The sequence below is a fragment of the Mesorhizobium sp. WSM4822 genome (genome assembly GCF_055811155.1).
Genome location: NZ_JBVVQM010000005.1, coordinates 102406 through 126273, shown reverse-complemented (window position 1 = coordinate 126273; position 23868 = coordinate 102406). Strand labels below are relative to the sequence as shown.

The 23868-nt window shown below is 63.4% G+C and carries 25 protein-coding genes, 1 other RNA gene and 1 pseudogene; 13 read left to right on the top strand and 14 right to left on the bottom strand.

Annotated features, from left to right (window positions below):
• Window positions 1-107 precede the first annotated feature (107 nt).
• On the top strand, window positions 108-995 hold the full coding sequence (locus tag AC0L3E_RS13730; protein ID WP_292696589.1) for a dienelactone hydrolase family protein: 888 nt from the start codon (window positions 108-110) through the stop codon (window positions 993-995).
• 10 nt (window positions 996-1005) lie between these two features.
• Here the strand turns inward: AC0L3E_RS13730 and AC0L3E_RS13725 are convergent, their stop codons facing one another.
• A complete protein-coding gene (locus AC0L3E_RS13725; RefSeq protein WP_473604961.1) occupies window positions 1006-1911 on the bottom strand; it encodes an EamA family transporter in 906 nt (301 codons plus the stop codon).
• Between the two features lie 89 nt (window positions 1912-2000).
• Between AC0L3E_RS13725 and AC0L3E_RS13720 the strand changes: the two genes are divergently transcribed.
• Complete coding sequence (locus AC0L3E_RS13720) at window positions 2001-2480, top strand: Lrp/AsnC family transcriptional regulator (RefSeq protein ID WP_128309012.1); 480 nt, start codon at window positions 2001-2003, stop codon at window positions 2478-2480.
• A 16-nt stretch (window positions 2481-2496) separates the two neighbouring features.
• On the opposite strand, the gene AC0L3E_RS13715 is transcribed toward AC0L3E_RS13720, so the two are convergent.
• Both AC0L3E_RS13715 and AC0L3E_RS13710 read right to left on the bottom strand, forming a co-directional pair.
• On the bottom strand, window positions 2497-2694 hold the full coding sequence (locus AC0L3E_RS13715) for a hypothetical protein (protein ID WP_013531006.1): 198 nt from the start codon (window positions 2692-2694) through the stop codon (window positions 2497-2499).
• 236 nt (window positions 2695-2930) lie between these two features.
• Entirely contained in the window at window positions 2931-3410 is a 480-nt protein-coding gene (locus tag AC0L3E_RS13710; RefSeq protein WP_023813101.1) for a thioesterase family protein, read from the bottom strand.
• Window positions 3411-3512: 102 nt separating this feature from the next.
• Between AC0L3E_RS13710 and AC0L3E_RS13705 the strand changes: the two genes are divergently transcribed.
• The 3 genes from AC0L3E_RS13705 (at window position 3513) to AC0L3E_RS13695 (ending at window position 6117) form a co-directional block, all read left to right on the top strand.
• Complete coding sequence (locus AC0L3E_RS13705) at window positions 3513-4931, top strand: FAD-binding oxidoreductase (protein WP_128309011.1); 1419 nt, start codon at window positions 3513-3515, stop codon at window positions 4929-4931.
• Between the two features lie 4 nt (window positions 4932-4935).
• Window positions 4936-5493, top strand: a complete 558-nt coding sequence (locus tag AC0L3E_RS13700) for a hypothetical protein (RefSeq protein WP_128309010.1) — start codon at window positions 4936-4938, stop codon at window positions 5491-5493.
• 102 nt (window positions 5494-5595) lie between these two features.
• Window positions 5596-6117 (top strand): hypothetical protein, encoded by a 522-nt coding sequence (locus AC0L3E_RS13695; RefSeq protein WP_128309009.1) that lies wholly within the window; start codon window positions 5596-5598, stop codon window positions 6115-6117.
• A 65-nt stretch (window positions 6118-6182) separates the two neighbouring features.
• On the opposite strand, the gene AC0L3E_RS13690 is transcribed toward AC0L3E_RS13695, so the two are convergent.
• On the bottom strand, window positions 6183-7145 hold the full coding sequence (locus AC0L3E_RS13690) for a Dyp-type peroxidase (protein WP_127328903.1): 963 nt from the start codon (window positions 7143-7145) through the stop codon (window positions 6183-6185).
• Between the two features lie 153 nt (window positions 7146-7298).
• Between AC0L3E_RS13690 and AC0L3E_RS13685 the strand changes: the two genes are divergently transcribed.
• Window positions 7299-11267 (top strand): AsmA family protein, encoded by a 3969-nt coding sequence (locus AC0L3E_RS13685; RefSeq protein WP_473604960.1) that lies wholly within the window; start codon window positions 7299-7301, stop codon window positions 11265-11267.
• A 33-nt stretch (window positions 11268-11300) separates the two neighbouring features.
• On the opposite strand, the gene AC0L3E_RS13680 is transcribed toward AC0L3E_RS13685, so the two are convergent.
• The 3 genes from AC0L3E_RS13680 to AC0L3E_RS13670 form a co-directional block, all read right to left on the bottom strand.
• Window positions 11301-12182, bottom strand: coding sequence for a sigma-70 family RNA polymerase sigma factor (locus tag AC0L3E_RS13680; RefSeq protein WP_473604959.1), 882 nt, complete (start codon window positions 12180-12182; stop codon window positions 11301-11303).
• Window positions 12183-12198: 16 nt separating this feature from the next.
• Window positions 12199-12504: a hypothetical protein gene (locus AC0L3E_RS13675; protein ID WP_292337803.1), complete on the bottom strand. Its 306-nt coding sequence runs from the start codon at window positions 12502-12504 to the stop codon at window positions 12199-12201.
• A gap of 123 nt (window positions 12505-12627) precedes the next feature.
• Complete coding sequence (locus tag AC0L3E_RS13670) at window positions 12628-13059, bottom strand: MarR family winged helix-turn-helix transcriptional regulator (protein WP_473604958.1); 432 nt, start codon at window positions 13057-13059, stop codon at window positions 12628-12630.
• A gap of 157 nt (window positions 13060-13216) precedes the next feature.
• Between AC0L3E_RS13670 and AC0L3E_RS13665 the strand changes: the two genes are divergently transcribed.
• Window positions 13217-15019 (top strand): chloride channel protein, encoded by a 1803-nt coding sequence (locus tag AC0L3E_RS13665; RefSeq protein ID WP_473604957.1) that lies wholly within the window; start codon window positions 13217-13219, stop codon window positions 15017-15019.
• On the opposite strand, the gene AC0L3E_RS13660 is transcribed toward AC0L3E_RS13665, so the two are convergent.
• The 4 genes from AC0L3E_RS13660 to AC0L3E_RS13645 form a co-directional block, all read right to left on the bottom strand.
• The gene (locus tag AC0L3E_RS13660) at window positions 15016-15240 is read right to left on the bottom strand and encodes a ribbon-helix-helix domain-containing protein (protein ID WP_127328907.1); all 225 of its coding nucleotides are present in this window, start codon (window positions 15238-15240) and stop codon (window positions 15016-15018) included. The two genes, AC0L3E_RS13665 and AC0L3E_RS13660, sit on opposite strands and share 4 nt — an antisense overlap.
• The gene (locus AC0L3E_RS13655) at window positions 15237-15434 is read right to left on the bottom strand and encodes a DUF4169 family protein (RefSeq protein WP_127271798.1); all 198 of its coding nucleotides are present in this window, start codon (window positions 15432-15434) and stop codon (window positions 15237-15239) included. The genes AC0L3E_RS13660 and AC0L3E_RS13655 overlap by 4 nt, the downstream gene beginning before the upstream one ends.
• Before the next feature lie 16 nt (window positions 15435-15450).
• Entirely contained in the window at window positions 15451-15987 is a 537-nt protein-coding gene (locus AC0L3E_RS13650) for an SspB family protein (protein WP_027160604.1), read from the bottom strand.
• Window positions 15988-16105: 118 nt separating this feature from the next.
• The gene (locus tag AC0L3E_RS13645) at window positions 16106-16795 is read right to left on the bottom strand and encodes a TetR/AcrR family transcriptional regulator (protein WP_127328909.1); all 690 of its coding nucleotides are present in this window, start codon (window positions 16793-16795) and stop codon (window positions 16106-16108) included.
• 188 nt (window positions 16796-16983) lie between these two features.
• On the opposite strand from AC0L3E_RS13645, the gene AC0L3E_RS13640 reads away from it, so the two are divergent.
• Window positions 16984-18189: a multidrug effflux MFS transporter gene (locus AC0L3E_RS13640; RefSeq protein ID WP_473604956.1), complete on the top strand. Its 1206-nt coding sequence runs from the start codon at window positions 16984-16986 to the stop codon at window positions 18187-18189.
• A 45-nt stretch (window positions 18190-18234) separates the two neighbouring features.
• Here AC0L3E_RS13640 and AC0L3E_RS13635 read toward each other — a convergent pair whose 3' ends face one another.
• Entirely contained in the window at window positions 18235-18789 is a 555-nt protein-coding gene (locus tag AC0L3E_RS13635; protein WP_473604955.1) for an AAA family ATPase, read from the bottom strand.
• Window positions 18790-18903: 114 nt separating this feature from the next.
• Window positions 18904-19263: a transfer-messenger RNA gene (ssrA, locus tag AC0L3E_RS13630) on the bottom strand.
• A gap of 170 nt (window positions 19264-19433) precedes the next feature.
• Between ssrA and AC0L3E_RS13625 the strand changes: the two genes are divergently transcribed.
• Window positions 19434-19745: a DUF2853 family protein gene (locus tag AC0L3E_RS13625; RefSeq protein ID WP_023813086.1), complete on the top strand. Its 312-nt coding sequence runs from the start codon at window positions 19434-19436 to the stop codon at window positions 19743-19745.
• 366 nt (window positions 19746-20111) lie between these two features.
• Window positions 20112-20906: a thymidylate synthase gene (locus tag AC0L3E_RS13620; RefSeq protein WP_473604954.1), complete on the top strand. Its 795-nt coding sequence runs from the start codon at window positions 20112-20114 to the stop codon at window positions 20904-20906.
• 11 nt (window positions 20907-20917) lie between these two features.
• Here AC0L3E_RS13620 and AC0L3E_RS13615 read toward each other — a convergent pair.
• Window positions 20918-21119, bottom strand: a pseudogene (locus AC0L3E_RS13615) (TOBE domain-containing protein).
• A gap of 100 nt (window positions 21120-21219) precedes the next feature.
• Between AC0L3E_RS13615 and modA the strand changes: the two are divergent.
• From modA to modC, 3 genes are read left to right on the top strand one after another with little or no spacing between them, the layout of a single operon-like run.
• Entirely contained in the window at window positions 21220-22014 is a 795-nt protein-coding gene (gene modA / locus AC0L3E_RS13610) for a molybdate ABC transporter substrate-binding protein (protein WP_473604953.1), read from the top strand.
• Window positions 22015-22029: 15 nt separating this feature from the next.
• Window positions 22030-22734, top strand: a complete 705-nt coding sequence (modB, locus tag AC0L3E_RS13605) for a molybdate ABC transporter permease subunit (RefSeq protein ID WP_127328916.1) — start codon at window positions 22030-22032, stop codon at window positions 22732-22734.
• Window positions 22731-23843 carry a molybdenum ABC transporter ATP-binding protein gene (gene modC, locus AC0L3E_RS13600; protein ID WP_127322543.1) on the top strand — a complete coding sequence of 371 codons (1113 nt, stop codon included), beginning with the start codon at window positions 22731-22733 and terminating at the stop codon, window positions 23841-23843. The genes modB and modC overlap by 4 nt, the downstream gene beginning before the upstream one ends.
• Window positions 23844-23868: the final 25 nt, after the last annotated feature.

Here is a 23868-nt window from a genome sequence, read left to right as displayed (position 1 = left end):
CCCTGCGCCCTGAGGCAATTGGCGGCCGCCATGAGTGCTCGACTGGATCATGCCGGCTTGGTCCCTATGTAGCTGGGAACTAAAGCCCGAAGCAGAGGACCCCATCCATGACGAAACCCGACGCCAAGCCCGCCATCACCCAGGCGATGATCGACGCCTATGACGAATATACGCATCTGACGCTCGATCGCCGCCGGTTCATGGAGCAGTTGACCCGGCTTGCCGGATCGGGTGCGGCGGCCGCCGCGATCGCGCCGCTTCTGGCGGCAAATTCGGCGCAAGCGGCTGTTGTCGCCGACAACGATCCGCGGGTGAAGGGCGAGGACATCAGCTATCCCGGCAGCAGCGGCGAGATGAAGGGCTACCTGGTCAAGCCGGCGGACAAGGCGGGCAAGCTTGGGACGGTGATCGTCGTGCATGAGAACAGGGGGCTCAACCCGCATATCCGCGATGTGACGCGACGCGTGGCGCTGGAGGGGTTCGTGGCGCTGGCGCCGGATTTCCTGTCGCCGCTCGGCGGAACGCCAACCGATGAAGACAAGGCGCGCGACATGTTCGCCAAGCTCGATCCGGCGCAGACCATCGCCAACGGTGTCGCGACCGTCGCTTTCCTCAAGAGCGACAAGGACGGCAACGGCAAGGTCGGCGCCATCGGCTTCTGCTGGGGTGGCGGCACGGTCAACATGCTGGCCATCAACGCGCCCGACCTCAGTGCCGGCGTTGCCTATTACGGCATGCAGCCGAAGGCCGCCGATGTATCCAGGATCAAGGCGGCCTTGCTGCTGCACTATGGCGGACTGGACGAGCGCATCAATGCCGGCATCGACGCCTTCAAGAAGGAACTCGACGCGGCGCATGTCGAATACACGGTCTATGTCTATGAAGGCGCCAACCACGCCTTCAACAATGACACGTCGGCAGCGCGCTACGACAAGAAGGCGGCGGACCTCGCCTGGGGCAGAACGATCGCCTTCCTCAAGCAGAAACTGGCATAGGGGCGTTCGTCTAATCCGTGTTCGCCGGCTTGTGGAAGGCGACGCCGGCGACCACCAGCGCAATGCCGAGGCAATCGGTAAAACTTGGCATCTGGCGCAGCACGACGACGCCGATCAGCGTCGCGGTGACGGGCAGCAGCGACAGCATCAGCGCGAAGCTGGCGCGTGGCAGCCGCGACATGGCGAGCTGGTCGCAGATGTAGGGAATGACAGAGGAGCAGATGCCGACGCCGATGGCGGCGAACAGCAGCGGCAGTGAGAAAAAGGCCGGCAGCGCATCGGTGAGGCCGATCGGCAGCACGACGATGAAGGCGATCGCCATGGCGGCACCCAGGCCGGCAATGCCGCCGCCGGCGCCCGAAGCGGCGACGCGGTGGCCGAGCACGATGTAGCCGACAAACAGCGCGCCGTTGAGGAAGGCCCAGAACAGCCCGATGGGGTCATCGGACCATCTGACATCGATGAGCAGCAAGGTGCCGGCGACGGCGACGGCAAGTGCGGCAAGATTGCGCGGGCTTCTGAGGCCGATCGCCGCGACGCCGATGGTGCCGACGAATTCGATCGCCACCAGCGAGATCGGCAGGCGGTCGAGCGCCAGGTAGAACGAACAGTTCATCACCGCCAGGCAGGCGCCGAAGGCCAGCAACAGCAGCCGCGTCGAGCGATCGGCGCGGGCGAAGCTTCGCCATGGGCGGGTCAGCGGCGCGAAGATGAGTGCTGCCGTGGCGATGCGCAGCCATGCCATGCCGAGCACGCCGACATGCGGGAAAAGCAGCACGGCGAAAGCCGGCCCGAGATAGTGGAAGACCGCGCTGATGCCGAACCAGACATGCGGCGGCAGTTTTTCCGTCAGCCTGGCCAGGGTGGGGTTGCCGGGGGCAGGATCTGCCGTAAGAGCTTGCGTTTGATCATCCACCGGATCAGTATCGCAGGCATATTTGCCGGTTTATATGAGTGATGATGGGCTCGTCTGGCGAGATTTCTCTCGGAAGCAAGGAATTTCCCATGAAGCGCCTTCGAACTGAAAGTGTCGACCTGGATGCCGCGGATATGAAGATCCTGCGTCTGCTGGAAAAGGACGCGCGCACCAGCACGGCGGAACTGGCACGCTCGGTCGGCCTGTCGGCGCCGAGCGTGGCCGAGCGCATCAAGCGGCTGCAGGAAAGCGGCGTCATCGAGGCCTATTCGGTCAGGATCAACCCGGCGACACTCGGCCTGCCGCTGTCGGCGTGGCTGCGCATCCGGCCGGTGCCGGGGCAACTGGCCCTCGTGGCCGAGATCATCCGCGAACTGCCGGAGATCGTGCAATGCGACCGGGTGACCGGAGAGGATTGTTTCGTCGCGCTGGCGCATGTCGGCTCGGTGGCCGAACTCGAGCGGGTGATCGACCGCATCATTCCTTATGCGATGACCAATACGGCGATCATCCAGTCGTCGCCGGTGGTGGCGCGCTCGGCGCTGGGAGCGTTGAGGCGCCAGGCTTGACCTACGGGAGAGGAACCTATGCGTGGCCGCGCTTCATGCGCGCCTGCTTCAGGATGGCACGCCACCGGATCATGTCGAAAGGGATCGGCTCGTTGTTGTTGGCGATGTGGAAGATCTCGTTGTTGACGTTCTTGAGTGAGCGCCAGAAATCGTAGTCGGTGATGCGCGGATCGGCAGCCAGCCTGTCCACCTCGACCTTGATGTCGGTTTTCATGCACTTTCCTCGAACCGGCGCCGCGCCGCCCGTGTCGCTACCTCGATGCGGATCGTTTTCGACCGACCCGCTGAGTCGCGCAACGGCTCAGATGGCTTGTTCCCGTTAAAACCTTGGTAAGGTTAACGAGGGCGCCGTGCCGCTTCAAGCGCCGCCGCCGGCCAATGGGAGGGTTCCGCGATTTTAGATTGCGGGTGTGGCTTTGAAGCCGGGAACGAGAAGGTGTGGGCTTTGCCCTATTTGCGTTTGATGCCGATCGAACGGCCGGCCCGTTCCGGCATCGGCAGTGCCGAATGGGCGGCGCGCATGGCTTCGACCCTGGCCAGCACATCGGCGGGGAAGGGCGCCACCTTCGGCCCGGACATGTCGACATGCAGCGACAGCGATTCGGACGTCGCGGCCAGCCAGCCGTCGACATGGCGGATTTCCTGATAGGCCCTTAGCCGCTTGTCGTCGTGGTCGATGAGCTGGAAGGAGACCGTGACCTTGTGCTCGAGGTGCAGTTCCTGCACGTAGCAGACATGGACTTCGGCCGTGTAGATGGTGAGGCGACGATCCCTGGCATAGTTCGGTCCCATGCCCATTGCCTCGAAGGCATCGTCCGAGCAGCGGTCGAACAGCACGTTGTAATAGGCCATGTTGAGATGGCCGTTATAGTCAATCCAGTCCTTCTCGATGTCCATGGGTTTCGAGACGAAGGGAGTGGGGATGGGCATCGAAACTTCCTTGTTCTGGCGCTGGACAGAGCGTGGCGGGTAAGACTACGCATCCATAATCGCATAACAAGCGTGGACGCTGGTCCATTCGCGGAGGAATTCATGGCTCTGAGCGACCTCAACCCGGTCGAACGCAACGAGGAAGGCATCGCAGCGGTGCTCGGCATCCTCAAGCAACAGCTTGGCGAGCGATTCCAGACCGGCCAGGCGATCCGCTCGCAGCATGCGCACACCACCACCTATATTCCGACGCAGGCGCCTGACGGCGTCGCCTTTCCCGAGACGACGGCCGAGGTGCAGGAGATCGTGCGCGCCTGCGCCGCGCACCGCGTGCCGGTGATCGCCTTCGGCGTCGGCTCTTCGCTGGAAGGCCATACCAACGCGCCGGGCGGCGGCATATCGGTCGACACGTCGCGCATGAACCGTATCCTGGCGGTCAATCCGCAGGATCTCGACTGCACGGTCGAACCCGGCGTCACCCGCGAGGATTTGAACCGGCATCTGCGCGACACCGGACTGTTCTTTCCGATCGACCCCGGCGCCAATGCCTCGCTGGGCGGCATGGCCGCGACGCGGGCCTCCGGCACCAATGCGGTGCGCTACGGCACGATGCGCGAGAACGTGCTGGCGCTGACCGCCGTCATGGCCGACGGCGAGACGGTGACGACCGGCAAGCGGGCGAAAAAGAGCTCGGCCGGCTATGATCTGACGCGGCTGCTGGTCGGCTCGGAAGGCACGCTCGGCATCATCACCTCGCTGACCTTGAAGCTGCAAGGCATCCCGCAGGCGATCTCCGGCGGCGTCTGCCCGTTTCCGAGCGTCGAGGCGGCCTGCAACGCTGTCATCGCGACGATCCAGATGGGCATCCCGGTGGCGCGCATCGAACTGGTCAACGCGCTGCAGATGCGGGCGATGAAGAATTATTCCAAGCTCGACTATCCCGAGAGCCCGTGCCTGTTCGTCGAGTTTCATGGTAGCGATGCCGGTGTTGCCGAACAGGCCGAGACCTTTGGCATGATCGCGGAAGAGAATGGCGGCGGGCCGTTCCTGTGGACCAGCGTCGCCGAGGAGCGCACCAAACTGTGGAAGGCCAGGCATGACGCCTACTGGTCGTCGCTGACACTGCGGCCGGGCGCCAAGGGGCTGTCGACCGATGTCTGCGTGCCGATCTCGCGCTTTGCCGAATGCGTCATGGAAACCGAAGCCGACATAGAAGAGATGGGTCTGATCGCGCCGATCGTCGGCCACGCCGGCGACGGCAATTTTCACGTGCTGGTGCTGATGGATGTCAACGATCCCAGGGAGATCGCGTTGTCGGAAAAGTTCGTCGCGCGGCTCAACATGCGGGCGATCGCCATGGACGGCACCTGCACCGGCGAGCACGGCATCGGCCAGGGCAAGATCGGTTTCCTGCGCCATGAGCTAGGCCACGGCGTCGACATCATGCGCACCATCAAGCACGCGCTGGATCCGCTTGATATCATGAACCCTGGCAAGATCTTGCCGACGGCGGGGAAATAGAGGAGTGGCCTCAAGCGAGACACTGCTGCCGATCGACGTGCCGCCATCGTCCGCCGGCGCGCCTTTGCCTCATGTCTTCGCCGATGAGCGCAGGCTGCTCGTTGCTTACGTCGCCCACAGACCGGATCCAAAATTCGACGGCACGAATCCACGCTCGATCTCGTCTGTGACCGGCGATCAATCGATCGTAATCCTAACGGCAGAACCCTATCTGGCGTTGCAATTCGGCCCGTCGAACGACGAAGCCATCAGCGGGCACCGTCTCTATGGACTTGGGCTGCAGCCTTATTCCGCGTTCGAAGTTCTCAATTCTACCTGGATCTCCTCCTTCGAAAAGGTAAATCGGGTTCATACGTCCCATACACCGGAGCTGTTTTCCGGTTATCAGCACTTTGTACTCACGTTCCACGATTCGACGCTGGAATTCATCACCGAGAACTTTTCGGCCAGCCTTCATCAGGGGGCGGTACTGCCGGCGCTGATGGAAAGTGTCTGTCATGCTGTTCCCACGCGCCGTGTCAAGCCAACGGGATTTTTCTCACGGCTTTTGGGGCGTGGTTGATCACCGGGATTTCCCTGTACCTTGATCGAACCGTCGTTTGGACGCAGACTTCGGCCTGGGACGAGCGGAAGAGGCAAGCTCCACCAACGGAGGAACGACTTCATGGCGATTTCACGCAAGGAAGCGGCGCGTGCGCTGAGCGCTGACGAACAGGAACTGGTGGAGAAGTCGCACCACCCGGCGGTGCAGGAGCTTTCCGACGCCGATCTTGCCGGCCTGGTCAAGCTGTTGCGGGAGCGGCGCGACAAGGCGCAGACCCAAGCACACCGCCGCCGGCGTGAGATACGCGGCAAGGGAGCGCCGAAAGGCGCCGCGCCCTCAAAGTCCGATGGCGGTTCGCAGACAAAGCTTGCGGTGCTGGCCATGACCATGCGGCGGCTGAATGGCGAGGCCGAGCGGCGCCGGCAGCTGGCGGCCAGCGTTTCGCTGATCGAAAACGCGCGCAAGGTATTTGTCATGAAGCAAGGGGCGACGCCGGAAGGCCCTGCTTTCAATTCGCGCACCGCGCGCAAGGGGATGCGGTCGGTGGCAAACCAGAGGGCGCAAGACCTCGTCCGACCGATGGAGCTTGGCCGGCAGCGCAAGGCGGCCAAAGTGGCGCAAGCAAAGCGCGACGCACGCTGAGGGTTCTGACAATCGCCGGGTGAAATCGTTGGGACGCCGGCCTGACGTGCGGTCGCAGGCGTCTTCTATGCGCCCTCAACAAGGGTTTGCAGCATGGGGCGGGTTGGGGCGAAGAACGTCGTGCCGGTGTGCGGCGTCGAGAAATCGAGCAGCCGGTCGTAAGCGCCCGGCGGCTCACCGATGTACATTCGCTGCAGCATCTTCTCGATCACCCAGAGATACCTGCTGTAGCCGATAAAATAGGTGCCGAACTCCTTTTGCCCCGGCCTGCCGAACGGCATGTTGTCGCGCAAAATGTCGTACTCGTTGCCATCGGCATCCTCGATGGTGGCCAGCGACTTGTGCGATTTGCGCGGTGCGTCGTCATCATCGATTTCGATGTTGTCGATCTTGGTGCGGCCGATGATCGCTTCCTGCTCGGGCGTCGGAATGCGCGCCCAGGCCTGGAGATCGTGCAGGTATTTCTGGACGACGACATAGCTGCCGCCGGCGAAGTCGGCGTCCTCATCACCGACGAGTGCCGAGGCCGGAAGGTCCAGCCCGGTCGGGTTGGCCGTGCCGTCGACGAAGCCGAGCAGGTCACGCGCATCGAAGTACCGAAAGCCGGAAACCTCGTCGACGACGTTCACGGCATCACCGAGATTGTCGAGCAGAATGCGCTCGAACTCGAAGCACATATCGGGCCGCTCGGAGCGGATGTGGAAGAGAAGATCGCCGGCGGTCGAAGGCGCCGAATGAACGGCACCCTTGATCGGCGCAAACGGTTTCAGTTCCAGCGGTCGCCGATCTGGGGAAAGACGATCCCAGAGATCGCGGCCGATGCCGGCAATGCACGAAAGCCGCCCGGAAAGATCGCGGAACCCGACGGTTTTGACGAGATCATCGAGGCCGCCGAGCACGGAGGCTATCTTGGCGAGCGCGGTCTGACCGCTGGCGACGGTGACGACAAGAAAGACCGCCGAAAGCGACAGCGGGGCGTCGACACTTTGCGCATCGATCGGCACGCGATCCCAGTTCTTTCCAGACATCCGAATTCTCCGCTTCGCCGGGATTTGTTTCAGATCGCCCGATATCACGCAACTGCGGATGAGACATCGCGCAACACTGGATGAATTGCCTCTTTATCGACACGCGGATGCGGGTAGAGTGCGGCAGAATTTCAATCAACCCATTCGGAGCTGATGCTCGCTCGCCTGTTCGTGATCTTCGGTGGCCTTTTTGTGCTGGTGCTGTGTGCGGCGCTGGTGGTGCCGTATTTTATCGACTGGACCGGCTACCGCGCCCAATTCGAGCGCGAGGCCAGCGCCATCCTCGGCCGCAAGGTGACCGTGCAGGGCGACGCCACGGCAAGGCTGTTGCCGTTTCCCTCGGTGACCTTCTCGAACGTCGCGGTCGCCGGCGGCCCCAATGGCCAGCCGGCCATGACCGTCGAGACGTTTTCGATGGATGCGGAACTGGCGCCCTTCCTGCGCGGCGAAGTGCTGATCTTCGATATGCGGCTGGTGCGGCCGAAAGCGACCATCGATATCGCCAATGACGGCACCGTCGACTGGGCGATGCGGCCGTCCTCTCCCTTCGACCTCAATCAGATCTCGATCGAGAAGCTGACGGTGACGGAAGGGCAGATCGAACTGCGCCATGCCGCCGGCGGGCGCAGCCACCTGTTTTCCGAGATCAATTCGACCATCTCGGCCAAGTCTCTGGCCGGGCCATGGCGCATGGACGGCACGCTGCGGCTCGACGGTCTTCGCACCACGGTCACTGCCTCCACCGGCAAGGCCGAAGGCAACGGGCAGATGCGGCTTCGGCTGAAGGCCGATCCGGACGCCTATCCGCTGGTCATCGAAACCGACGGCAATGCCGGCATCGTCAATGGCGCTGCCGCCTATTCCGGCCAGTTCAAGATCTCCGGTGCCGACAAGAACAGCGCCGAGCTGCGCGGCACCGATGGCGAGACGGTGAGGGTTTCCGCCGGCAAGCCCGATCCGGGCTTTCGGCTGAACGGCAAATTTTCGCTCGACCACCAGAAACTCGGCGTCGACGAATTCCGCTTCGAGACCGGGCCGCTCGACAACCCCTACACCGCCGACGGCAAGGCTTCTGTCGATCTCGGGCTGAAGCCGAGTTTCGCCATCGAGGCCAATGGCGCGCAGGTGCAGTTCGACGAGGCGGTGGGCGCCGAAGCCGGCGCCGGTCTGACGCTGGATCAGCGCATCGCGGCGTTTGAGCAGGCGCTGCTCGACATGCCGAGGCCGACCATTCCCGGCACTGTCGAGGTCAAGCTGCCGGCGGTGGTGGTCGGCGACACCACGGTGCGCGACGTGCATCTTTCCGCCGAGCCGGTCGATGGCGGCTGGTCGGTGAAATCGCTTGCCGCGACCTTGCCCGGCCGCACCAAGCTGGAAGCCGATGGCATGCTCGTGCTCAATTTGGAGGGTCATTTCGGCTTCAACGGTTCGCTGCTGCTGGCCGTGGCGCAACCCTCCGGCTTTGCCGCCTGGCTGTCGAAGGATGTCGACGAGGCGATCCGCCGTCTCCCTGCCGCCGGCTTCAAGGCCAAGGTCGACCTCTCGCAGAAGCGCCAGGCCTTCAGCGATCTCGAATTGATCCTGGGCAAGGCGAAGTTTTCCGGCCGCATCGATTCCAGCCAGCCCGACGATGCCAAGCCCTCAGTGCTGATGCGTCTCGAAGGGGGCGACCTCGATGTCGACGGGCTGGCGGCCTTCGCCTCGATCTTCGTCAGCGACAAGGGCGCCAATCGCTTTGCCGACCGCGACCTCGATTTCCAGATCAAGGCAGGGCCGGTCAACGCTGGCGGGTTGACCGCGGATACCGTCGACACGGCGCTCAGGCTGCGCGACGGACTGCTCGAAATCGACCGGCTGTCGGTGGGCGGGCTGGCCGGCGCCTCGATCAGCGCCACCGGCAGGATCAAGGATTTCCCGGCGAGCCCGACCGGCAAGCTCGATGCATCGGTGGTTGCCGTCGATCTGAAGCCGCTGATCGACGTCGCCGCCCGGCATTATCCCGACAGCGCCGTGCTCAAGGGACTGGCGAGCCGTGCCGCAGCCTATCCCGAGCTGTTCCAGGATGCGCGTGTCGACCTCGTGGCGAGTGCGGCCGACAATGGCGACGGCACCACGGGCCTGGCGGTGAGCGGACAAGGCAAGGCCGGCGGCTCGGCCTTTTCCGCATCGCTGTCGGGAAAGGGGGCGGTGGACAAGCTTCTCGAAGCGCCGGTGGCGCTTACCTTCAATGCCAAAAACCCTGATGCCACCACGCTGCTGGCCCTCTACGGCCTGCCGGCACTGCCGCTCGGCATGCTGGGCGAGGCAAGCACCGACATTCAGGCCAAGGGAACGCTTGGTGGCGGCCTGACGACGAATTTCAGCCTTGCCGGCAACGACTTCAAGGCGGGTTTCGAGGGGACGATCGCCGATACGCCGCAAGGCTTCGCCGCCAAGGGCAAGCTCAGCCTCGATGCCGCCGACATCGAGCCATGGCTGATGACGACAGGTATCGGCCTGCCGGGCATGGGGGCGGGCATGTCGACGTCGTTTTCGGCACAGGGCGACTATGGCAATGGCCTGCTGGTGCTGGACGAACTCAACGGCGCCATCAACGAAGCGGCGGTGTCCGGTGACGTCAATATCGATGTAAAGGAGGGGGTCGACGGCAAGGCCGGCGTGCCGCATCTGGCCGGGGCGCTGATGCTCGACGAACTCGACCTCGATCCGATGGCGGTGGCGCTGTTCGGCGATTCCGCCTTTCTTGCCGACAAGGAAGAAACCAACAAGGGTGGCGTGTGGCCGGCGACACCGTTCAGCCAGAAATCCAACCTGCCGTTCACCGCCGACCTAGACCTGACGACGGCAGCGCTCGCCGCCGGTCGGTTCGCCACCGCCTATGATGCCGCCTTTTCGCTCAGGCTCGACCAGGAAGGCATCCGAGTTTCGGATTTGAAGGCGAAATTGCTGGGCGGGGCGCTCACCGGCCTGTTCGAACTGAAGAACAATGACGGCACCGGCCTGTTCTCTGGCCAGATGAAACTGGCGGGCGCCGATCTGGCGACCGTGCTGCCGGATGCCGGCATCAGCGGCATCGGCGATTTCTCGACGGCGCTGTCAAGCAGCGGCAAATCGGTCGAAGGGATGGTGGCCGCCTTGTCCGGCTCCGGCACGGCGGCGTTGAAGGGCGTGAAAGTTGCTGGCGTCAATCCAGATGCGTTCAGTGCATTCCTCGCCAAGGCGGATGCGATCGGGCGCGATATCGATACGGCCAAGACCGCCGGCTTTGCGCCCGACATCGCCGCTGACGGCAGCTTTGCCGCTGGCGATGCCGACATAGCTTTCACGGTTGCCGGCGGCACGCTGCGGGCGCCACCGGTCAGCCTGGAAAATCCGGCGGCGACCTTGTCCGCCGACGTCACGGCGGATCTCAACGCGGCCACGGTGTCGGCCAAGGGTGCGATCACCTATCGGCCTGGCGACGAGGCACTGGTCGGCTCCGAGCCGGTCGTGAATTTCACCGCCGAGGGGCCGTTCGGCGCGGTCAAACGAGCATTCGACAGTGAGCCGCTGGCGCAGTTCCTGACCCAGCGCGCGCTGGAGAAAGAGCAGCAGCGCGTCGAGGCGATGCAGGCCGCGCTGCTCGAAAAGCAGCGGCTTCGGCGCGAGGTGCGCTACTACGCGGCGTTGAAGACCGAACGGGATAAGGCCGCCGAGGAATTGCGCAAGCAGGAGGAAGCAGCACGGCTGAAAGCCGAGGCTGACGCCAAGGCCAAGGCCGAAGCGGATGCCCAGGCGAAAGCCGATGCCGATGCCAAGGCTCAGGCCGACGCGGAGGCGAAAGCAAAGGCGGACGCCGATGCCAAAGCCAAGGCGGACGCCGACGCCAAGGCCGCTGCCGAACAGCAAGCCGCCGACGAGGCGGCCAAGGCGCAGGTCGACAAGCAGGAGCGGCAGAAGGCGGAAGAGGCGGTGCGCATCGCGGCGCAGGAAAAGGCAAGGCTTGAGGCCGAACGCAAGGCCGCGCAGCAGCCTCCGAAAGTGGAGCGTGCGCCGCTGCCGGAAGCCAACGACAATCCGCCGCCGGCCAAGCCGAAGTCCAATCCGTTCACGATCGACAATCTGCTGAAGTCACTGCAGTAGGCCAAACGCCTTCCTGATCGGCGATCCGCAGATTCAGAGGACGAGCAGTTGCGCGCTCTCTGCCGCATAGCGGGCATGGCGGAAATCCCGGATGGTCAAGAGTTTGCCATCCTGCCACGCCAGCAGGATGAAATAGGCAGGGGGCGCCTTCGGATCATTGGGATCGCGAACGAGGATTGCCGGCCTGTCTTCGGCGAAGCCGGGCACGAAGCGCCAGTCCTGCACCCGGGAATAGTTGCCGAAATAGGTACCCACTTCCTTGCGGCCGTTCAGCTGTGTCCGGGCAACCAGTTCCAGTCGTACTTCTTCGGCCAGCATGTCGCGCACCGCATCGAAATCGCGTGCGTTGAAGCGGTCGATATAAGCGTTGAGCAGCAGGCGCTCCGCGGCACTCAGTTTCGGAACAGGACGGTCGTCCGGTTCGTCAGCAAGATGGCGGAGCCGGCCGCGACCGCGATGCAGCGCCGCCTTGATGGCAGGGATGCTGGTGTCGAGCATGTCGCTGATCTCCTGCAGCGAATAGCCTAGAACGTCCATCATGATCACGCTGCTTCGCTGCGCGACGGGAAGGCGCATGAAGGTGTGCAGGCTGGCCGCCGCGGCTTGACGATCGGCGGTGGGATTGGCTGGGTCGACGATCATGTCCGGGTCCTCATCGGAAAAAGCCCTTTCGCGGGCTCGCCGGCGCAGAAAATCGAGCGCCGCATTGTGGGCTATGCGGAACAGCCAGCCCTCCGGATTGGCGATCGGGCCGGCATCCGGCAGCGCCTCGAACGCCTTGGCCAGGGCTTCCTGCAGCACGTCCTCGCCGTCGATGGCCGAGCCGGTCATGCGGGCGCAATAGCGATGCAGTTTTGGACGCATTTCTCCGAACAGGCGGGCAAAAGGTTCGCGGATCTCGCCGGGGATAGTCATGCTCCTCTGTTCGCCGTTATTGGTCCAGCATCCGGTAGTGGCCCACCACGGTCATTTCCTCGCGCTGCGGACGCTCGATCAAGCGATCCCTGATGCCGTTCTGAAAGGCCTCGAATGCCGCCAGCCCGGTGATGATGTCGGCATGGGCTTCGGTTTCCGTCTCGACCAGATGGACAAAGGTCCCGTCGTCGGACCGCCATGTCATGTAGCGAACGCCGTCCGGCGATTTTTCCCGCAGCTCCTGGAACACGGCCTTAACCAGCCGCTCATTCTCATCGGCCCGTTCCGGTTTCGTCTTGTAGCGTATCAGGTGGCGTTTCATCGCAGTTGTTCCTCTTGGTTGCCCTGCGCCTGTGGGAGTGCTCATCCTTGAGACGTTGTCGTTGGGCGAAAGGATTCGGGCGCCGAAAAATAATTCGTGTTGCCCCCAAGACGCCGGAGCGCCTCACTCGCGATCGAGCAGACGCCGCAGCATCGGTTCGATACGCGACAGTTCGTCGAGATGCACCGCCGACAGTTCGGCCAGGCAATCGTCGGCGCGCTCGGTCAGTTGCAGCAGCACGCGGCGGTGGTCGTCCTTGTCCTGATCCCTTGTGACCAGCCCCCCTTCGCCGAGGCGGTTGACCAGTTCGACGGCGCTGTGGTGGCGGATGCGCAGGCGTTCCGCGAGATCGCCAACCGTCACCGGGCCACCGCCGGGGAAACCCTTGATCGCCAGCAGCGCCTGATGCTGGCGCGGGGTCAGGCCGGCGTCTTCCGCCTGGACCTGGCTGAATTCGAGGAAGCGGCGGATCAGATAGCGAAACTCCGACAGCCGCTGGTAATCGGCCTGGCTGATGGCGGGGCGTGGTTTTTGTGGCTGCGACATATCAGACATGTGTTCGTTTTCCGGCGAAAGCTCAAACGGATTTCGGGCGAAACCGACTTGAATATTTATATCGTGTTACGATAGATAGCCACCGACAAGTCCGGCTGGCCGCTTCGACCGTGCCGCATATCCACATTCGGCCCGCCGCCAGGAAGCAAAGCCCGCCATGAAGACCCCTCACTCGAACCCGGAGCATCTGCGTGATTTCACCACGGACGCCAGGGTGCTGCTCGTCGCGGCCATTGCCGTGGTGGTGGCGACAGCCGGACTGGTTGCCGGCATCGCGCTTTTGAAGCTGATCCGGCTGGCCACCAACATCGCCTATTTCGGCCAGTTCTCGCTTGCCGACCTGAAGCTTGAGGACACACCGCTTGGGCTTACCGCCGTCATCGTCCCGGTGATCGGTGCGCTGATCATCGGCCTGATGGCGCGCTTCGGCAGCGAGAAGATCCGCGGCCATGGCATTCCCGAGGCCATCGAGGCGATCCTGCTCGGGCGCTCAAAACTCGACGCCAAGGTGGCGATCCTGAAGCCGCTGTCGTCGGCGATCTCGATCGGCTCCGGCGGACCGTTCGGCGCCGAAGGCCCGATCATCATGACAGGCGGCGCGATCGGCTCGCTGATCGCGCAGATGCTGCCGGTCAGCGACAACGAGCGCAAGACGCTGTTGGTGGCTGGTGCGGCAGCAGGCATGACCACGGTGTTCGGAACACCGATCGCCGCCATCATGCTTGCGGTCGAACTGCTGCTTTTCGAATGGACCCCGCGCAGCTTCATCCCGGTGGCGGTCGCGGCTGTTATCGCCGAGGTCGAGCGCACCATGCTGCATCTGCCTGGACCGATCTTTCCGTTTCAGGGCGGCATGGAGGTGTCCTTTGCCGGCCTTGCCGGCTGGGTGGCGATCGGCGTTTGTGCAGGACTTTTGTCGGGGCTGCTGACGCAGATGGTCTATGCCTGCGAGGACGGTTTTCAGAAACTGCCGATCCACTGGATGTGGTGGCCGATGCTTGGCGGCCTGGTGGTCGGCATCGGTGGGCTGATCGAGCCGCACGCGCTCGGCGTCGGCTATGACAACATCACCGACATGCTGGATGGCCGCACCGTCGCGACAGCGGCCCTTCTGCTGCTGGTGGTCAAGGCGATCATCTGGTCGGTAGCGCTCGGCTCGGGAACGTCGGGAGGTGTGCTGGCGCCGCTGTTGATCGTGGGTGGGGCTATGGGCGCTGTGCTCGCCGGCGTTCTGCCTGCCGCGGATCCCGGTTTCTGGGCGCTGCTGGCGATGGCCGCCACGATGGGCGGCACGATGCGTGCGCCGCTGACCGCCACGTTCTTCGCCGTCGAACTGACCGGCAACACACATATGCTGGTGCCGCTGATTGCTGCCTGCGCCGCGGCGCACGCCGTCACCGTGCTTCTGATGAAGCGGTCGATCCTGACCGAAAAGATCGCCAGAAGGGGACATCATCTGGTTCGCGAATACCGAGTCGACCCTTTCGCCCTGACCAGGGTGCGCGAGGTGATGACCCCACAGGTCGAAAGCGTGCCGGCGACGATGACGCTGCATGGCGCTGCGGCATTCCTGACAGCGCCGGAAACACGGCATCCGAGTTTCCCGGTGGTCGATGAGCACGGCCATGTGCTGGGCCTCATCGATCCGCCGGCGATATTGCGCTGGAGACGCGCCGGCACGCACCGCACCACCACGCTTGGCGAACTGCTGGCCGGCAGCAAGGTGACGCTGGCCTATCCGGACGAATATCTCGAAGGCCTCTCCGACAAGCTGCTGACGGCCAACATCTCTCATCTGCCCGTCGTCACTCGCGAAGGCTCCTTGCTGGTCGGCTATGTCGGCTGGAAGGATTTGATGCGCGTGCGGTCCAGGAAACAGGCCGAGGAGCGCGAACGTTCGACCTTGCTTGGCTTCGGCACCAGACGCAGGAAGAAGGAAGCGGCGGTCGAGGGCCTCTAGAAATCCGTTCCGCGCTTCGCCCACTCCAGGACATGGAGCCTCAACGCAGAGGACAGGTTGGTGTCGCGGGGCCTTGTCTCGTCGACTTCGGCGACAAGCGCGGCAAGCGTCAGCTTTCTGGTCGCCGCGATCGCGACGAGGTCGTCATAGAAGGGTTTTTCGAGCGAGTAGCTGGTGCGGTGGCCGCGAATGGTCACCGAACGCTTTTCGACCGGGCTCATAGGTGGTCAGGGTCGCCGGGCTTTTCACGACGATGCCCGGCAACGAATTTTTCGCTCTTGTCGGCAGCGATGCGGTCGCGTTCTTTTTCGGCCTTGGAGCGGCCGTGCAGCGCGCGATTCTGTTCGGCGGCGCGCAGCTTTTCGTCCCGCGCCTTTTGCTTGCGGGCCTGGCGGAGATTGACGATTTCGGCCACGGCGTAAGTCGCCGGCCTATTTCTTGCGGAAGGCGTCGAGCGAGACCACTTCGGCGCCCTTGGTGGCGGCGTCCGCGGCCGCGGGCTTCTTCTCCGCCTCGGCGGCGGCCTTCTTCTCGGCCTTCGGCTTTTTCTCGGAGACGATGGTCAGCGGCTCCGGAGTTGGCGCAGCCGGTTCCTCGGCTGCCGCGCCATCCGTCTTGACGTCGAATTCGAGCTCGAAATTGACCGAGGGATCATAGAAGCCGCGCACGGCCGAGAACGGGATTTCGAGTTTTTCCGGAACATCGGAGAAGGACAGGCCAACCTCGAAGCCGGTATCGGTCACCTTCAGGTCCCAATACTGGAACTGGATGACGATGGTCATCTGCTCGGGATAGCGCTCGCGCAGCCGCGAAGACACGCGTACGCCCGGCGCGCCGGTCAGGAAGGTGATGAAGAAGTGGTGGTTGCCGGGGAGGCCGGTGCGCGCGACTTCGGCCAGGACCTTGCGCATGACGCCGCGCAACGCCTCCTGGGCCAGAATGTCGTAGCGGATGTGGTCGTCGGCCATGTGGCGGTCGGGTTCCGTTGAATCGTCCGCATAGCTGTAATCAAGCTTGAGGGCGGCGTAAACCGCATATAGATCACCCTCGCGCGGAAGCGAAGACTATTGCCAGCGATTTGATCGCTCAGGCGCTGGTGAGCGCGCTTTGCTTTTCGGACGATGCCGCGGACCGGCGCTTGCCGAAGGCGCGCAGGAAGGTGCGCACGCCATTGGTCGCGGACTGCAGCACCTCGTCCTCGCGCGGCGAGCCGCCAAGCATGAAGGTGGTCTGCAGTTCGGCATTGACGAGGCCAAGGAACTGGCGTGCCGCCACGTCCGGGTCCTCGATCGTGAGATAGCCGCCATAGGCGAGGCGGGCGAAGCGGGCGGCGATTGCCGGCCATGTCCTGCCCGGACCCTGTTCGCGCCATTCGGCAAACAGTTCGGGATAGCGCTCGCCTTCGGTCTGGATCAGCTTGCGCAGGAATTTCCCGTCGCGGTTGCAGATGCAGTTCTGGTTCAGGCGCACGGCAAAGCCGATCAGGTCGGCTTCGAGATCCCCCGGCTGGTCGGGGAAGGTGGCAATGGTGGCGAAGATGCCGGCATTGCAGCGTTCGGTGAGGTCGCGGACCACAGCGACGAACAGTCTCTCCTTGTCGCCATGATGGTTGTAGATCGTCTGACGCGAAACGCCGGCTTCGGCCGCGATCAGATCGATGTTGGCGCCGGCGAAACCTTCGCGGCAAAACACGGTGGCGGCGGAGTCGACGATCGAGAGGCGCTTGGCCTCATGGCCGCGTGGCGGGAAAATGTCAGGAGAAACGTGCAGCTTCATAAAAAACTATATAGAGGTGATTGACGATTTAGACAAGAGTGTCTAAATTTGTGGACACAAGATAAAGAGATTTCGCGTGAGAGAGACGAATAGGATTCGCTCTTGAGGTGTCGGAATCTCACGGGATGGAACGTCCTAGGTTAGACGTCGCCTGGCGGCGGCAACCAGATTTGAAAGAAGCCTTTATCATGAGTCCCAAATTCCTCCGCATCGCGGTCGTGCTCGGCTTGTTGTCCGCCATCGGCCCGTTCGCCATCGACATGTATCTACCCGCGTTGCCGTCGATCGGCGCGGATCTGCATGCCAGCACCGCTGCCGTGCAGATGAGCCTGTTGATCTTCTTCCTGTCGATGGGTTTTGGCCAGATCGTCGTCGGGCCGATCTCCGACATGGTCGGCCGCAAGCTGCCGCTTTATGGCGGCCTTGCGCTGTTCATGGTTGGCGGCATCGGTTCGGCAATGGCGCCGACCATCGAATGGCTGATCGCTTTCCGTTTCCTGCAAGGGCTTGGCGCCAGCGCCGGCATGGCCGTTCCGCGCGCCATTGTGCGCGACCTGCACACCGGCAATGAGGCCGCCAAGCTGATGTCCTTGCTGATGCTGGTGTTCTCGGTGTCGCCTATCCTGGCGCCGCTGACCGGCAGCGTGATCATCGAGAGTTTCGGCTGGCGCGCCGTGTTCTGGACGGTGACGGGCGCGGCCGCCCTTGCCACGGTGCTGCTCGCAACCTCGCTCAAGGAGACGCGGCCGGCTGAAGAACGCGTCGGTTCCTCCTTCGGAACCGCGCTTGCCGGCTATCGCTTCCTGATGGGCGACCGCAATTTCCTTGGCCTGGTGGCGATCGCCGGCTTCGGCATTGCGAGCTTCTTCGTCTATCTGTCGAGCTCGTCCTTCATTCTGATCGACCATTACGGGCTGTCGCCTTCGGTCTACAGCGTGTTCTTCTCGATCAATGCGGTGGCTTTCATCGGCATGTCGCAGCTGACCGGGCTGCTGGCCGAGCGTTTTGGGCTGCGCCGCGTGGTGCGTGTCGCGGTGGCCGGCTATGCCTCGACGATGGTGGTGCTGTTGGCGATCATGGCGACGGGCGTCGACCGGCTCGACGTGATGGCGGCCCTGCTGTTCGTCGGCTACGGCTTCCTCGGCCTGGTCATCCCGACCACCTCGGTGCTGGCCATGGAAGAGCATGGCGAGATCGCCGGCACGGCGTCGGCGCTGATGGGCACGCTGCATTTCGCCATCGGCGCACTCGCCATGGGTGTTGCCGGCGTGTTCTTCGACGGCACGCCGCTGCCGATGGTGGCCGGCATCACGCTCTGTGCGGTGATTTCCTTCACGCTGGCCAAGGTCACGCTCGGCCGCTCGCGCGAGGCCGTCGAGGCGCCGGCGGAATAAGCAACCAAAACAAATGAAAAAGGCCGGGGTTCATCCCGGCCTTTTTCACGCCAATCCTGTCTCGGCCAGCACGAAGCGCAGCCGCGCCTCGACGGGTGCCAGCGGCAACGGAATCATCTCATAGCCCAGTTCCGTGTAGATGCCGACCAGCGCATGGTGGGTACGCTCGGCCTCGTCGAGCGTCTGCTTGCGCTCTTCATCCTGCGCGAAGATCTCCGGCCATAGCGGGGCGACGAAGACGCGCTGATGGTAGCGGAAGCGCCCGGCGGCAGCGTTGGCGTGTTCGGGTACCGGCAGGCCGCTCAGCCCGAGATAGCCGAGCGTGTCCGGAACGCCCCGATCGAAGAAAACAGGACGCCCGGTCTGTTCTTGCGCGATTTGATACGAGCGCATCTCCCATGACAGCATCAACTCGGCGAACAGGGCGCGATCATGCCAGGGCAAAGCGGGTCCGCCTATATCGGACTGGTGGCGGATGATGCCGCGGCCGGCTTCGATCGAGGTGGCAAAGCCTGCCCGGCGCAGGGCTTCAATCAAGGTGGTCTTGCCGGAGCTGGGGCCCCCGGTCAGCACGAAGAATCGATCGGAATCGTTTTGCATGTTTTGTCCGTGGAGAGGTGGCACGCGGCAGGGCGGCTTCGCGGCCCGAGGGGGTGCGAAGTTGGCCGGCGGGAGCTGCCGTTGTGCGTAACGCATGTTAAGGAGGAGGGGAGAAGTGGAGGTTTCTGTTGCCAGGTACCTCCGAACCCCGCCTAGAAGTGCGAACCTCTAGGGCTTGATTTGAAGCTATCGCACCGCTTACGCGGCGAGACGTGCTTCCGCATAGTTGTCATTTGCAACTACAGGTTTAGCCCGATGACGGTGGTACCATGCCGGGCAAAAGTACGATCTTTACACCTTCGTCGATCCTATTTCGCCCCCAGCAAAAACCGCTCTGTCATCAGCAGCGGCTTTTGGTGGAGGCGCCGGGTACCGCCCCCGGGTCCGAACGGCTTATTTCATCGCCCATTTATCGCCATAGTCGGTCAAGCCGACAGATTGAATATAGGGGGCCATCGCAAGAAATGGAAGGCCGCAATGGCACTTTGTCCCTCTGACAAAACCGCAAGTCCAAAGGGTTGACTTGGGCGCGGTCTCAACCGAAGCTTTGCCCCGGTGAGGAGTTACCGACCTAGCGCACATGTTGCAGCAGCGCGCCACAGCCCTCATCGATCGGATCCGTGGCGCCGACGAGGGGAATTTCGATGGCCGACTATCTTGCAGACGTGAAGAAATACGATGCCGGCGCCAGTGCCGATGCGGTTGAAAAGATCGTCAAGCACCTGGGCATCGCGCTCAGGAACCGCGATTCCTCGCTGGTGTCCTGCACCGACCCGAAGGAACTCGGGCGTGTCAGGGACAACTGGGTCGCTAAGAAGCTCGGCATCAGCGATGCAGCGAAGGCCGATGCATCCATCGAGAAGACTTGCAAGGCAATGGCTGCCGACAACACCAAGAGCCGTGTGACTTTCTACTACCTCGTCGCCAAAGACCTGGGCAAGCTCGGCTCCCTCTGATCCGTCATAACTCAGGTTGTGAAGATCGGTGCTGCGAGCAACCGCTTCAGGCTTGAATCGGCAGTTCACCTGGCGTCAGCGCTGCCCCTCACCTGCCTGCCGGCATCCTCTCCCCGTATAGTGACGGGGAGAGGGGCGCTGTCGTCACCGACTTCGCCAATCACCAACGTTGCAAAGAGGGTGCCTGCGTTGCGGCCAGCACCTTTCTCCCCGTCACTATACGGGGAGAAATGCCCGGCAGGGCAATGAGGGGCGGCGCAAACGGCCGGAAAGCGTGGTGGAGAGCAAAGCTTTTTGCCATTTTGCTGTGTTCGGCCGCCTGTCCGGCAGCTATAATGCCTGCACTCTCGAATCGAGCCGGAACCGATGCGCCAGTATCTCGACCTCTTGCAGCATGTGTTGGACAACGGCGCCGATCGCGGCGACCGCACCGGCACCGGAACGCGCTCCGTCTTCGGCTACCAGATGCGTTTCGACCTGGCGCGCGGCTTTCCCGTCACCACGACCAAGAAGCTGCATCTCAAGTCGATCATCCATGAGCTTCTGTGGTTCCTGGCCGGCGACACCAACATCAAATACCTCACCGATAACGGCGTTTCGATCTGGGACGAATGGGCCGACGAGAATGGCGATCTCGGCCCGGTCTACGGCAGGCAATGGCGCTCCTGGCCGGATGGCCATGGCGGCTCGATCGACCAGATCGCGAATCTTCTCAAGGAGATACGCAAAAATCCTCAATCGCGGCGGCTGATCGTTTCGGCGTGGAATCCGGCCGAAGTGGAAGCGATGGCGCTGCCGCCCTGCCACTGCCTGTTCCAATTCTATGTTTCGGAAGGCCGGCTTTCCTGTCAGCTCTACCAGCGTTCGGCCGATATCTTTCTCGGCGTGCCGTTCAACATCGCTTCCTACGCCTTGCTGACGCTGATGGTGGCGCAGGTCACCGGGCTGAAACCCGGCGATTTCGTCCACACGCTTGGCGATGCGCATCTCTACTCGAACCATTTCGAGCAGGCGCGCGAACAGTTGCGGCGCACGCCGAAGGTGCTGCCGACGATGTGGATCAATCCGGAGGTGAAGGACTTGTTCGCCTTCCGCTTCGAAGACTTCCAGCTGGAAAACTACGTCGCCGACGCGTCGATCAAGGCGCCGATCGCGGTTTAAGGCCGCAAATTTCAGTCGATGCCGACCATCACGTCCGAGGCCTTGACCACGGCATAGGCCTGCTTGCCCTTTTCGAGCTTGAGATCGGCGACGGCCTCATTGGTGATCGAGGCCGTGACGATGGCCACCGCCAACGCCGATCATGACATGCGAGGTGGTGGCTCCCTTCCAAGGTTTCTTTGCCGGTCCTACCGAACAATCGGTGTCGTACAGACGCTTTCAGGAGGCGCCAGACCTTCCCTTGTTATATTCATGCGGATATATCGGTTGGGAGGCTTCGGGCCGACCGGAATTCAATCAGGGAGAGTTTTCCATGACGCGCATAGGCTTTGGATCGAGGGCGATCACCATTGGGGGGGTTGCGGCGATGTTGATGGCGGCGGTGCCGGCAGCACATGCGGAAGACAAGGTGGTGGTGTTTGCCGCGGCCAGCCTCAAGGATGCGCTCGACGCCGTGAACAAGGCCTGCGAGGCCGATGTCGGCGAGGCGGCGACCGTCTCTTATGCCGCGAGCTCGGCGCTGGCCAAGCAGATCGAGGGCGGGGCGCCTGCCGACGTCTTCATCTCGGCCGACCTCGACTGGATGAAATATCTCTCCGACAAGAAGCTGACCAAGCCGGACACCGAAGTGAAGCTGCTCGGCAATGAGATCGTGCTGGTGGCGCCGAAGGACTCGGCGGTCGAAACCAGGATCGAGAAGGGCTTCGACCTCGCCAAGCTGATCGGCGACGGCAAGCTCGCCATGGGCGATTTCAAGGCGGTGCCGGCCGGCAAATACGGCAAGGCCGCACTTGAAACGCTCGGCGTCTGGTCCTCGGTCGAGGGCAAGGTGGCGCAGGCCGAAAACGTGCGCGCGGCGCTGAAGCTGGTTTCGACGGGCGAAGCCGCCCTGGGCATTGTCTATGCCACCGACGCGCATGCCGAAAAGGGCGTCAAGGTGGTCGGCACCTTCCCGGAGGATTCGCATCCGCCGATCATCTATCCGGTTGCCCAGACCGCCGATTCGAAGGACAAGGATACGCGGGCTTTCCTGAAATGCCTGCAGTCGGCCAAGGCGGCCGCGCTGTTCAAGGATCAGGGATTTACCGTGCTCGCGCCGAGCAACTGAGTTCCAAGGGGCACAATGAACTGGCTGCTGGACCTCACTCCCGACGAATGGAATGCGGTCCGGCTGTCCATCAAGGTGGCAATGGTGGCGATGCTTGCCAGCCTGCCGCCGGGCATCTTGATCGCGCTGCTGCTTGCCCGGGGACAATTCTGGGGCAAGACCGTTCTCAACGGGCTGGTGCATCTCCCGCTGATCCTGCCGCCCGTGGTGACCGGCTACCTGCTGCTGCTGACCTTCGGCCGGCGCGGCCCGGCCGGCGCCTTCCTGGCCGAGCATTTCGGCATTGTCTTCTCCTTCCGCTGGACAGGTGCGGCGCTGGCCTGCGGCGTCATGGGGTTTCCCCTGATGGTGCGGGCGATCCGGCTGTCCATCGAGGCGGTGGACCGCAAGATGGAAGCGGCGGCGGGAACGCTCGGCGCCAATCCGCTGTGGGTGTTCGCCACCATCACGCTGCCCCTGATCCTGCCCGGGCTGATCGCCGGCGCCATCCTGGCCTTCGCCAAAGCGATGGGCGAGTTCGGCGCCACCATCACCTTCGTCTCCAACATTCCCAATGAGACGCAGACATTGCCGTCGGCGATCTACACCTTCACGCAGGTGCCGGGTGGCGATGAAGGGGCGCTCCGCCTGACGCTGATCTCCATCGTCATCTCCATGGCAGCACTTGTGGCTTCGGAGGTGCTGGCGCGGCGTGTCGGCCGGCGACTGGACATCGAATGAGCGTTCTCGTCGACATCAGTCATCGGCTGGGTGGTTTCGCCATCGACGCCCGCTTCGAAAGCGCCGGGCGGCTGACGGCGCTGTTCGGAGCGTCTGGTTCGGGCAAGACGACGCTGATCGACATGATTGCCGGGCTGATCCGGCCCGACAGGGGACGCATCGAGGTCGACGGCCGTGTGCTGGTCGATACCGATGCCGGCATTTTCGTGCCGAAGCACAAGCGCCGCATCGGCATGGTGTTCCAGGACGCACGGCTGTTTCCGCATTTGAGCGTTGCCGGCAATCTTCGCTACGGCCGCTGGTTCACGCCGCCGGCGGAGCGCTACGCCGATATCGATGCCGTCGTCGACCTGCTCGGCATCGGGCCGCTCATGAACAGGCGGCCGGCAAAGCTCTCTGGCGGCGAGAAACAGCGCGTGGCGATCGGCCGGGCATTGCTTGCCAGCCCCAGACTGCTGCTCATGGACGAACCGCTGGCCTCGCTCGACGAAGCGCGCAAGGCCGAAATCCTGCCCTATGTCGAAAGGCTGCGCGACGAGACGAAAATCCCGATCGTCTATGTCAGTCATTCGGTCGCCGAAGTGGCGAGGCTGGCCAGCGATGTGGTGATGCTGGCGCAGGGCAATGTCGTTGCCAGCGGGCCGACCGAGGCGGTGATGCAAAGGCTCGACCTGTTGCCGGCGGAGGAGCGCGGCGAGGGGGGCGCCGTGCTGGACACCAGGGTGCTGCATCACGACGAGACTTTCGGCATGACCGTGCTCGGCTCGGCCGCGGGCGAGCTCCGGGTGCCACAGCTGGCGATGAAGGCAGGTACGCCGGTGCGCATCCGTATTCGCGCCCGCGATGTGATGATCGCCACCGAAAAGCCGACGGGCCTCAGCGCGCTCAACATCCTGCCGGGGACCATTACCGCGATGAGCCCGGGCGAAGGGCCCGCGGTCGAGGTCGGTATCGACTGCAATGGCGCAACCGTGCTTGCCCGCATCACCGAACAGTCGCGGCAGGCGCTGAAGCTTCATCTTGGCGGCAAGGTTTTCGCGGTGATCAAGACGGTGAGCTTCGATCGGGCGAACACCGGCGCCGGCCTGCCCGCCGAGGCGGATGGATGATCCCGCTATGTCTTTTTGGAATAGC

Excerpts from the sequence above, each read along its gene's own strand:
- AC0L3E_RS13685 (WP_473604960.1), top strand. The coding sequence starts at position 7,299 with ATGCTCGCTCGCCTGTTCGTGATCTTCGGTGGCCTTTTTGTGCTGGTG.
- AC0L3E_RS13680 (WP_473604959.1), bottom strand. The coding sequence starts at position 12,182 with ATGACTATCCCCGGCGAGATCCGCGAACCTTTTGCCCGCCTGTTCGGA.
- AC0L3E_RS13690 (WP_127328903.1), bottom strand. The coding sequence starts at position 7,145 with ATGTCTGGAAAGAACTGGGATCGCGTGCCGATCGATGCGCAAAGTGTC.
- AC0L3E_RS13635 (WP_473604955.1), bottom strand. The coding sequence starts at position 18,789 with ATGCAAAACGATTCCGATCGATTCTTCGTGCTGACCGGGGGCCCCAGC.
- AC0L3E_RS13675 (WP_292337803.1), bottom strand. The coding sequence starts at position 12,504 with ATGAAACGCCACCTGATACGCTACAAGACGAAACCGGAACGGGCCGAT.
- AC0L3E_RS13695 (WP_128309009.1), top strand. The coding sequence starts at position 5,596 with ATGGCGATTTCACGCAAGGAAGCGGCGCGTGCGCTGAGCGCTGACGAA.
- modC (WP_127322543.1), top strand. The coding sequence starts at position 22,731 with ATGAGCGTTCTCGTCGACATCAGTCATCGGCTGGGTGGTTTCGCCATC.
- AC0L3E_RS13660 (WP_127328907.1), bottom strand. The coding sequence starts at position 15,240 with ATGAGCCCGGTCGAAAAGCGTTCGGTGACCATTCGCGGCCACCGCACC.
- AC0L3E_RS13640 (WP_473604956.1), top strand. The coding sequence starts at position 16,984 with ATGAGTCCCAAATTCCTCCGCATCGCGGTCGTGCTCGGCTTGTTGTCC.
- AC0L3E_RS13670 (WP_473604958.1), bottom strand. The coding sequence starts at position 13,059 with ATGTCTGATATGTCGCAGCCACAAAAACCACGCCCCGCCATCAGCCAG.
- AC0L3E_RS13645 (WP_127328909.1), bottom strand. The coding sequence starts at position 16,795 with ATGAAGCTGCACGTTTCTCCTGACATTTTCCCGCCACGCGGCCATGAG.
- AC0L3E_RS13625 (WP_023813086.1), top strand. The coding sequence starts at position 19,434 with ATGGCCGACTATCTTGCAGACGTGAAGAAATACGATGCCGGCGCCAGT.
- AC0L3E_RS13730 (WP_292696589.1), top strand. The coding sequence starts at position 108 with ATGACGAAACCCGACGCCAAGCCCGCCATCACCCAGGCGATGATCGAC.
- modB (WP_127328916.1), top strand. The coding sequence starts at position 22,030 with ATGAACTGGCTGCTGGACCTCACTCCCGACGAATGGAATGCGGTCCGG.
- AC0L3E_RS13705 (WP_128309011.1), top strand. The coding sequence starts at position 3,513 with ATGGCTCTGAGCGACCTCAACCCGGTCGAACGCAACGAGGAAGGCATC.
- AC0L3E_RS13715 (WP_013531006.1), bottom strand. The coding sequence starts at position 2,694 with ATGAAAACCGACATCAAGGTCGAGGTGGACAGGCTGGCTGCCGATCCG.
- modA (WP_473604953.1), top strand. The coding sequence starts at position 21,220 with ATGACGCGCATAGGCTTTGGATCGAGGGCGATCACCATTGGGGGGGTT.
- AC0L3E_RS13720 (WP_128309012.1), top strand. The coding sequence starts at position 2,001 with ATGAAGCGCCTTCGAACTGAAAGTGTCGACCTGGATGCCGCGGATATG.
- AC0L3E_RS13710 (WP_023813101.1), bottom strand. The coding sequence starts at position 3,410 with ATGCCCATCCCCACTCCCTTCGTCTCGAAACCCATGGACATCGAGAAG.
- AC0L3E_RS13665 (WP_473604957.1), top strand. The coding sequence starts at position 13,217 with ATGAAGACCCCTCACTCGAACCCGGAGCATCTGCGTGATTTCACCACG.
- AC0L3E_RS13620 (WP_473604954.1), top strand. The coding sequence starts at position 20,112 with ATGCGCCAGTATCTCGACCTCTTGCAGCATGTGTTGGACAACGGCGCC.
- AC0L3E_RS13650 (WP_027160604.1), bottom strand. The coding sequence starts at position 15,987 with ATGGCCGACGACCACATCCGCTACGACATTCTGGCCCAGGAGGCGTTG.